This window comes from Phenylobacterium sp. (genome assembly GCF_024508875.1).
Classification (GTDB): domain Bacteria; phylum Pseudomonadota; class Alphaproteobacteria; order Caulobacterales; family Caulobacteraceae; genus Phenylobacterium.
Map to the genome: position 1 here is coordinate 1 of NZ_JANINU010000080.1, position 8,729 is coordinate 8,729.

Consider the following 8,729-nt stretch of genomic DNA (forward strand, 5'->3'; position numbering starts at 1 on the left):
GTGGTCATGGCGACCAGCACGTCGGTCTCGCCGATGCGGTGGTGGACGTCCTGGTACGACAGGTATTCGTTGAGCTTGCGGCCCAGGTAGCCCCAGACGTCGTCGCGCTTCTTGGGCCAGCGGTCGCCCGAGCGCTCGCGGATCGCTTCGACGCTGAGGACGAAGACCGCGCCCTTTTCGACCCGGTCCGACCCCGACAGGCTTTCGAGCACCACGGCGGCGTCCGCGGCGGCGATCTTCGAAACGTTCATGCCGGCGGGGGTCCGGGACATTCCGCCACCATCGGCGACGTTGGCAAACAATGTCTTGCCGTCGCATAAGGCCCCGGTGATGCAGACTCTCCTCCTGGTGGCCGCCGGCGGCGCGACGGGCGCCGTGGCTCGCTACCTGCTCGGCGTAGGCGCGATGCGCGCCTTCGGCCCCGGCTGGCCGTGGGGCACGCTGGGGGCGAACGTGATCGGCGGCTTCCTGATGGGCGTGCTGGCCGGCGTTCTGGCCCTGCGCGGCGGCGCCGACCAGGAGAAGTGGCGTCTTTTGCTGGGCGTCGGCGTCCTGGGCGGCTTCACGACTTTCTCGTCCTTCTCGCTGGAGACGGCCTTGATGATCGAGCGGCGGGAATGGGCCTCGGCGGCGGGCTACAGCCTGGGCTCGGTCGCGCTGTCGATCGGCGCGCTGTTCGTCGGCCTGCTGCTGATGCGCCGGGTGCTGGCGTGAGGGAGGTCCGCACCCTCTACGTGGACAAGGGCGAGGAGGGCGTGCGCCTGGACCGCTGGTTCAAGCGCCGCTGGCCCCATCTCAACCACATCCAGATCCAGAAGCTGACCCGCTCGGGCCAGATCCGCGTGGACGGCGCCCGCGCCAAGCCCGACACGCGCCTGTCGGCCGGCAGCCAGGTGCGCGTGCCGCCGCTGCCTGACGCGCCCGCGCCCGAGGAGAAGGGCAAGCTGCCCGCCCGGGACGTCGCCTACGCCAAGAGCCTGGTGATCTACGAGGACGAGGAAGTCCTGGCGCTCAACAAGCCGTCGGGCCTGGCGGTGCAGGGCGGGACCAAGACCTCGAAGCACGTCGACCGGCTGCTGTCGGCCTGGGGCGAGGGCCTCGAAAGGCCGCGCCTGGTCCATCGCCTGGACCGCGACACCTCCGGCGTGCTGGTGCTGGGCAAGACGCCAGCGGCGGCTGCGCGGCTGGCCGGGGCGTTCGCGAAGCGGCGGGCCGAGAAGATCTACTGGGCCATCGTCGCGGGCTTTCCCAAGCCCGGCGACGGCGTGCTGAACCTGCCCTTGGCCAAGCGCGGGGTGGGCGACCGCGAGATGATGGTCCCGACCGACGCCAAGGACGAGCGCGGCGAACAGGCCGAGACCGAGTTCGTCACCCTGGCCCGCGCCGGCCCCCGCGCCGCCTGGATGGCGCTCTGGCCCCACACGGGCCGCACGCACCAACTGCGCGCCCATATGCTGGCCATGGGCCACCCCATCCTGGGCGACCCCAAGTACAACAACGAGGCGTCGGTCGAGCTCTCCGAAGGCCTGAAGCTGCAGCTCCACGCCCGGCGGCTGGTCCTGCCGCACCCGTCGCGCGGGACGCTGATGCTGGAAGCCCCAATCAGCCCCGAGCTTAAGGCCGGCTTCGAACGCTTCGGCTTCGACGAGCACGAGGCCGACCCCGAACCTTTCAAGAGGCGACGTTGAGCACCGATCCCCTGGACCGCGCCAAGGCGCTGCTGGACGAGGGCCGCCTGGACGAGGCGCTGGCGATCACCACGCCGCTCGCGGATCACCCTGAGCCGAGCCACCGGGCCTTGGCCATGCATTCCACCGCCCTGAAGGCCGTGGGCCGCCGCGAGGAAGCGCTGGTCTTCGACGACCGCGCCACCAAACGGTTCCCCAGCAGCGGCGTCGCCTGGCACAACATGGCCGCCACCCTGGGGGACCTGGGCATGGGGCGTCAGGCGGTCGAGGCAATGAACCGGGCGTTCCGCTTCGGCATCGATGGCGCGCTGAGCTGGGGCGTCATGGCCCGCGCCCGCGCGTCGGCCGGCGACCTGGACGGGGCCGAACAGGCCTATCTGGAAGCGCTGAAGCGCGCGCCGCAGCACGCCGAGACCGCCGCCGAATATGCCGACATGGTCTGGATGCGCCGGGGCGACCTGGGCGCCGCGCAGGCGGTCCTGGACCGCTGCGCCCACTCCGGCGGCCTGCCGGCGCCGCTGCTGCTCAGCAAGGCCAAGCTCTTCGAAGCGGCCGGCGAGGCCGAGAAGGGCGCCGACCTGCTGGCGGTCGCGGCCGAGCGGCTTCCGGACGATATCGCGCTCACGCTCGCCGCGGCGCAGGCGGCCCTGGAGCGGGGACGCGTCGCCGACGCGGAGCGGCTCGTCGCCGTCGCCGAGGCCCGGCTGCCCGACTCGCCCGGCGTCCTGAACCAGGCCGCCATCATCCACCTGGCCGCCGGTCAGGCCGAGCTGGCGCTGGCGAAGGCGCGGAAGGGCCTGGCGTTCTCGCCGGAGAACCAGTCGCTGTGGGGCTGGGCTGCGACGGCGGCCCGCGCCGTGGGCGACCCGCTGTACGCCGAGCTCTACGACTACGACGCCATGGTCGCGGCCTACGACATCGAGGCCCCCGCCGGCTGGGAGACCCTGGACGCCTACCTCGCCGACCTGGCCGCGGCGCTGCACCGGATCCACCTCTACAACGAGCATCCGGCCTCGCAGTCGCTGCGCAACGGCAGCCAGACCACCTATCGACTGACGGGCTCGGACGACCCGGCGATCAAGGCGTTCTTCAAGGCCATCGACAAGCCGATCCGCCAGCACATCGCGGCGATGGGCGAGGGGACCGATCCCGTTCGTTCGCGCAAGACCGGGAACTACCGGATCGAGGGCGCCTGGTCCGTGCGTCTGCGGCCGGGCGGCTTCCACAAGGACCACTTCCATCCCGAGGGCTGGCTGTCGTCGGCCTTCTACGTGGAGACGCCCGACAGCGCCCTGGACAGCGCCGAGAAGCAGGGCTGGATCCGCTTCGGCCAGCCGCCCTTCGCCACCCAGCCCGAACTTCCAGCCGAACACTTCGTGCGGCCGAAGCGGGGAAGGCTGGTGCTGTTCCCCTCGTACATGTGGCACGGCACCGTGCCCTTCACGACCGACGAACGCCGCATGACCATCGCCTTCGACGCCGTGCCGGTCTGACACCTTAGGCTGGCGCCTGTTGAGGGGCGGCAAACGTCTCCAACGGGTCGGAGGCGACCTACGTGACACCCAGCAGCGGCCGCACGTCCGCGCTGCCTGGGAAGACGGCCGCGTCCAGCGCCCGGCGGTCGAGGCCGAGGTGGTCGGCCAGGAGGCCCTTCTCCAGGGCGCGCATATCGAACGCGGGGTAGACGTCGCGATCCTCGAACAGGGCCGCGCGCTTCAGCGTCGGCCAATCGCCGACGATGCCGCCCGGCTTCAGGGCGCCGCCCAAGACGACCGCGGTCGAGCCGGTGCCGTGGTCCGTGCCGCCGGTGCCGTTGACGCGGGCGGTGCGGCCGAATTCGGTGACCACGAGGACGACCGTGTCCTTCCAGGCCGGCCCCAGCCCCGTGTGCAGGCCGTCGATCAGCGCGTCCAGCGAGGCGAGCCGCGTGGCCAGCAGAGGGGCCTGATTGGCGTGGGTGTCGAAGCCGTCCAGCGACACGGCGGCGATCTGGGGACCGCCCGGCGCGTTCAGGAACCCGGCGAGCGACTGGCCCAGCGCCTGCGCCGCGTCGCGGCCCTGGCCCGCGGCTGGGCGCATCTGGCCGGTCATCGAGGTGTCGCCCGCCGCGCCGCTCTCGCGCGCCAGGGCCTCGGTCGCCAGGCCGCGGGCCAGTGCGGGCCCCAGGAGCGGATCGTCCTTGTAGAGGTCCTGCAGCAGCGTGGGCAGGCGCGCGGTGGTGTCGATCCCGCGCCCTGGCGACCACGAGCCGGCGGGCGCGGGGCCGCGCAGGATCAGGGGCGCCGTGGGGCCGACCGAGATGGCTTCGACCTTGCCCACCGCCGCCAGCGACTGCACCGCCCGGTTCAGCCAGCCCGACGAGGTCGCGTAGACGCCCGCGGCCCCGGTTTCGAGCACGTCCTGGGCCTCGAAGTGGGACCGCGCCCGGTCCGGCGTCGCCACGGCGGGCGCCAAGCGCGCCTGGCCGGAGAGCGCCAGCTTGTGGACGGTCGGCAGGGCTGGGTTCAGCGCGAAGGTTCCGTCCAGCCGCAGCGCCTCGTCGCCCAGCGCAAGCCCCGCGCGAAGGGCTCTATAGTCCGGATCGCCGACCGGGGCGGCGACCGACAGGCCGTCCATGCCGCCCCGGCAGATGACGACGACGAACTTGCGATTGGGCGGGATCGCGGCTTCGGCGACGCGCGCCAGGAACGGCAGGGCGAGACCGGCGGCCGCGAAGGCCCGGCGCGAAACCATGGGAGCGGTCATCGGCGCTGGAACTCCGGCGACATGAGGAGCAGGGCGACCGCCTCCGGACGCGACTCGGCGCGCGCGATGGCGGTGGCGACGGCGGGCGACAGGCGGGCGCCCAGGGTCTCGGCGGCGAGCTTCGTCGGCGCCTGGACCCGGGGACCGAACACCGCGCCCAGTTGCTGGGCGAACTGCATGCGCTTCACCAGCGCGTCGGAGGCGGCCCAGGGGGCGGCCTCGTCGGGCCAGCCCTTCGGCGACGGCGCGCCGAACGGCCGCTGTCCCAGCCCGTTCAGGGCGGCGTTCACCTGGCCCAGCCCGCGCGGCTCTTGCCCGACGGCGCGGTAGCTGGAGACCACGTACTCGTAGGGCGTCTTCAGCTTGGCCGGCTGGGGAGCCCAGGCCTCGGGCGCGTCGATCAACGCCTCGGCGACCTTGGCGAGGTCGCCTTGGGACGTCATCCAGCTCTTCTCCAGGCGAGCGACCAGCGCGGGCGGAGGATCGTCGGCGACGAAATGGCGGGCGATCTTGGTGCAGACGAACCGCGCCGTCTGCGGCCTGGCGGCGAGGTCGGCCAGGATCGCCCCAGCCTGCGCATTGCCGCCCTGGTCGTAGCGCACCCCCATGACCGTCCGCGCCCCGGGCTCATGAGTCTGGTCGCGGAACACCACCCCCTCGATGCCGGCGTCTCGCGGTCCGGCGATGGAGAGGCCGGTCAGCGCGCGCGCGAACTCGGTGACGTCGGCCTGGGCGTATCCGCCGTCCACGCCGACGGTGTGCAGTTCCAGGATCTCGCGGGCCAGGTTCTCGTTCAGGCCGAGGGTCCGGCGGGGCTGGCCGTTTTGCTGGCCGAAGCCCCGCCGGCCGCCGCCACGGCGCTGGAACTCTGCCGCGCGGCTGTTGGGTCCGACCGACTGCGCCTGGTCGAGATAGATCAGCATCGCCGGGTGCGTCTCGGCCGCGGCCAGTAGGTCGGCGAAGCGTCCGAAGACGTGCGGGCGGATCGCCTCGTTCTCGAACGGCCCCACCAATCCCGCGAGCTGCACCTTGTTGGCCGAAACCGTGAAGTGGTTGCTCCAGAACAGAGCCCAGCGCTCGCGGAAGCCCGCCTCGGTCTCGGTGGCGAGCTGGAGGCGCCCCAGGGCATCGCCGGCCGCGTTCTCCCGGATGAACCGCCGGGCGGCCTGGACCGGATCGGTGGCGGGCCTGCGGGCTTCCGTTTGCATCGGGGCGTCGGGCTGTGCGGCAGGCGCGGGCGCATCGGCCTTGTCCTGCCGCGCCATGGCGCGCTCCTGACGATACTCGCGGAACTCGGCGAGGCGCTGGTTCGAGGTTTCGCCATCCGTCGCGAAGCGATCGGCGCCTTCGCGGCGGATCTGCGCCTTGAGCCAGTCGCGCGGGCCATTGGCGGCCGTGTCGAGTTCGCCGGGGCGGGCGCCCAAGCCGAAGCGGGTGACGGCGATGGCGGCGTCCAGATCCTTCCGGGTCACGCTTCCTCCTTGCGGCCGGCGCGTTTCGTCCCCATTCCACGCCCGCATCCACGCTATCCGTCGCAAGAGGTGGGAATTGGACCTGCGCAAGGGATTTCACGAACCGGCCGAGAAGCCGCGCAAGTTCTACAAGCACGTCACGGTGGTCCATGCCGGGACGGGCTGGCAGGTGCAGCTCGACGGCCGCAACCTGCGAACGCCCAAGGCCGAGCTGGTGCTGCTGCCGACGCGCGAGGTCGCGGACCAGGTCGCGGACGAATGGGCCGCCCAGACCGACGTGATCGAGATGGCGACAATGCACGCCACGCGCCTCGCCAACACCGCGATCGAGACGATCCCCGGAGCGCGCGAGGGCGTGGCCGACCAGGTGGCGCAATACGCAGGCTCGGACCTTGTCTGCTACTTCGCCGAGGATCCGGCCGCGCTGGTCGACCGTCAGGAGGCGGGCTGGGGCCCCGTTCTGGCGCGCGCCGCCGATGAGGAAGGCCTGCACTTCGAACGCTGCGCCGGGATCGTTCACAAGGCGCAGCCGGCCGAGACCCTCGCCCGAGTGCGTGAGATCGCGCTCGCGCAGGACGATTTCCGCCTGGCCGGCCTAGCCTTCGGCGTGGCCCTGTTCGGATCGGCGGTGCTGGCGATCGGCCTTCTGCGGGGCTGGTTCACCGGCGAGGAGGCCTATGACCTGTCCCGCCTGGACGAGGCCTTCCAGGAGGAGAAGTGGGGAATCGACGAGGAGGCGGCCGAGCGTACTCAGCGCCTGCGCGGCGAAGCCGCCATGCTCGACCGCTGGTTCCGCAGCCTGGGGAGCTAGTCCCGCTCGACGATCGGCAGGATCTTCACGCGCGTGCTGCTGGCCGCCAGCTCACGCACGGTCTTCATGAAGTCGAGCGAACCCGCCTGGGCGAAATGGACGTCCAGAGCCTCGCGGTCGGCCCACTCCTCGTAGAAGAAGAGGCGCAGCGGGTTCTCGCAGTCCACATGGACGGCATGGCTGACGCAGCCCGGCTCGGTGCGCGAACGATGCGTATGGGCCAGCGACGCCTCCAGCAAGGCCTCGAAACTGTCGGGCCGCGCGGTGACCGATCCGGTGACGACGAGCATGGGGATCTCCGTTCGCGCGGAGGGTAGCAGGCTCTCGCTCTTTGCTCGTCATCCCCGCCCTTGTGGCGGGGATCCATCCCTCGGCAGGCAAGGTGGTGGGAGCGGGCCGGGAAGGCCCGGCCCGCCGCAAGGCCTCGCGACGGCTGAACCATGGATCCCCGGGACAAGCCCGGGGATGACGAGCGGACAGGAGGAAGGAGGGCGCGCGAGAGCGGGAGGGGTCTGTGAAAGCCCGGCAGGGCGCCTACATTGGCCGGATGGTTCCGCTCTCCGTCCTCGACCTTTCGCCCATCGTCCAGGGCGGCAGCCCCGGCCAGTCGCTGCGCGCGAGCCGCCAGCTCGCCCTCGCGGCCGAGCGCTATGGCTTCCAGCGCTACTGGCTGGCCGAGCATCACAACATGACCGGCATCGCCAGCGCCGCGACGGCGGTCGCGCTGGCCTATATCGGCGAAGGCACCTCGACGATCCGGCTGGGTTCGGGCGGTGTGATGCTGCCCAACCACGCGCCGCTGATCATCGCCGAGCAGTTCGGGACGCTCGAGGCGATGTATCCTGGCCGGATCGACCTGGGCGTAGGCCGCGCGCCCGGCACGGACCAGCTCACGGCGCGCGCGCTGCGCCGTCACCTGACCGGCGGCGTGGATCAGTTCCCGCAGGACGTGATCGAGCTCATGGCCTTCCTGAAGGCGCCGCAACCCGGACAGGCGATCCGCGCCGTGCCCGGTTCGGGCTCGAACGTGCCCGTCTGGATGCTGGGCTCCAGCCTGTTCGGCGCCCAGCTTGCGGCCGTGCTGGGCCTGCCGTTCGCCTTCGCCTCGCATTTCGCGCCGCAGATGATGGACGAGGCGGCCGAGATCTACCGCCGCGAGTTCACTCCCTCCGAGTATCGTTCGAAGCCGCATCTGATGCTGGCCCTCAACGTGGTCGCGGCCGAGACGGACGAGGAGGCCCGCCGCCTGTTCACCTCGCTGCAGCAGGCCTTCGTGAACCTGCACCGGGGCATGCCGGGCCCGCTGCCGCCCCCGGTGGACGACCCCGAGGACCGCCTGGCCGCCACCGTCGCGCCGGGCTCGCCGCTGTCGAAGGCGGTGGTCGGCGGGCCGGAGACGGTGCGCGCCGGCCTCGAGGCCTTCGTTGCGCGCCACAAGCCGGACGAGATCATCGTCACCGCCCAGATCTTCGACCAGGAGAAGCGCCTGCGTTCTCTGGAGCTGGTGGCCCAGGCCCGCGACGCCCTGATGATGGCGGCGTAGTCCAGGGCTACCCCGGCGGCAGCTTGCTTCGCGGCCGAAGCGCCTCTACGCCTTCGCCTTTCGTCGATACGAAGGCGTCCGCGCGTGAAGCAGATCCTGGAAGAACTCGAGAAGCGCCGGGGCGAGGCCCGCCTGGGCGGTGGCGAGAAGCGCATCGCCAGCCAGCACGCCAAGGGCAAGCTGACCGCCCGCGAGCGGATCGACCTGCTGCTCGACGAGGGCTCGTTCGAGGAGTTCGACATGTTCGTCGAGCATCGCGTCAGCGAGTTCGGCATGGACAAGCAGCGGATCCCCGGGGACGGCGTCGTCACGGGCTGGGGCCGCATCAACGGCCGGGTGGTCTTCGTCTTCTCCAAGGACTTCACGGTCTTCGGCGGCTCGCTCTCCAGCGCCCACGCCGAGAAGATCCTCAAGGTCCAGCGCCAGGCCATGAAGGTGGGCGCCCCCGTGATCGGCCTGTTCGACGCCGG

The 8,729-nt window shown here is 71.6% G+C and carries 9 protein-coding genes and 1 pseudogene; 6 read left to right on the forward strand and 4 right to left on the reverse strand.

Annotated elements, in window-relative coordinates:
• Positions 1-272 (reverse strand): annotated as a pseudogene (locus Q0L11_RS07320) (hypothetical protein); the annotation flags it as partial.
• 58 nt (positions 273-330) lie between these two features.
• Between Q0L11_RS07320 and crcB the strand changes: the two are divergent.
• From crcB to Q0L11_RS07335, 3 genes are read left to right on the forward strand one after another with little or no spacing between them, the layout of a single operon-like run.
• Positions 331-714, forward strand: a complete 384-nt coding sequence (gene crcB, locus Q0L11_RS07325) for a fluoride efflux transporter CrcB (protein WP_296596360.1) — start codon at positions 331-333, stop codon at positions 712-714.
• A complete protein-coding gene (locus tag Q0L11_RS07330; protein ID WP_296596362.1) occupies positions 711-1,688 on the forward strand; it encodes an RluA family pseudouridine synthase in 978 nt (325 codons plus the stop codon). The genes crcB and Q0L11_RS07330 overlap by 4 nt, the downstream gene beginning before the upstream one ends.
• A complete protein-coding gene (locus tag Q0L11_RS07335; RefSeq protein ID WP_296596363.1) occupies positions 1,685-3,181 on the forward strand; it encodes a putative 2OG-Fe(II) oxygenase in 1,497 nt (498 codons plus the stop codon). The genes Q0L11_RS07330 and Q0L11_RS07335 overlap by 4 nt, the downstream gene beginning before the upstream one ends.
• Before the next feature lie 58 nt (positions 3,182-3,239).
• Here Q0L11_RS07335 and Q0L11_RS07340 read toward each other — a convergent pair whose 3' ends face one another.
• Positions 3,240-4,433: a DUF1501 domain-containing protein gene (locus Q0L11_RS07340; RefSeq protein WP_296596364.1), complete on the reverse strand. Its 1,194-nt coding sequence runs from the start codon at positions 4,431-4,433 to the stop codon at positions 3,240-3,242.
• Positions 4,430-5,905: a DUF1800 family protein gene (locus Q0L11_RS07345; RefSeq protein WP_367183363.1), complete on the reverse strand. Its 1,476-nt coding sequence runs from the start codon at positions 5,903-5,905 to the stop codon at positions 4,430-4,432. The genes Q0L11_RS07340 and Q0L11_RS07345 overlap by 4 nt, the downstream gene beginning before the upstream one ends.
• Before the next feature lie 76 nt (positions 5,906-5,981).
• On the opposite strand from Q0L11_RS07345, the gene Q0L11_RS07350 reads away from it, so the two are divergent.
• Positions 5,982-6,716, forward strand: a complete 735-nt coding sequence (locus Q0L11_RS07350; RefSeq protein WP_296596366.1) for an ATP12 family chaperone protein — start codon at positions 5,982-5,984, stop codon at positions 6,714-6,716.
• Here Q0L11_RS07350 and Q0L11_RS07355 read toward each other — a convergent pair.
• Entirely contained in the window at positions 6,713-7,006 is a 294-nt protein-coding gene (locus tag Q0L11_RS07355; protein ID WP_296596368.1) for a putative quinol monooxygenase, read from the reverse strand. The genes Q0L11_RS07350 and Q0L11_RS07355 overlap by 4 nt on opposite strands.
• Before the next feature lie 257 nt (positions 7,007-7,263).
• On the opposite strand from Q0L11_RS07355, the gene Q0L11_RS07360 reads away from it, so the two are divergent.
• Positions 7,264-8,259, forward strand: a complete 996-nt coding sequence (locus Q0L11_RS07360) for an LLM class flavin-dependent oxidoreductase (RefSeq protein ID WP_296596370.1) — start codon at positions 7,264-7,266, stop codon at positions 8,257-8,259.
• Between the two features lie 84 nt (positions 8,260-8,343).
• A partial coding sequence (locus tag Q0L11_RS07365) for a carboxyl transferase domain-containing protein (protein WP_296596369.1) occupies positions 8,344-8,729 on the forward strand: 386 nt, incomplete at its 3' end.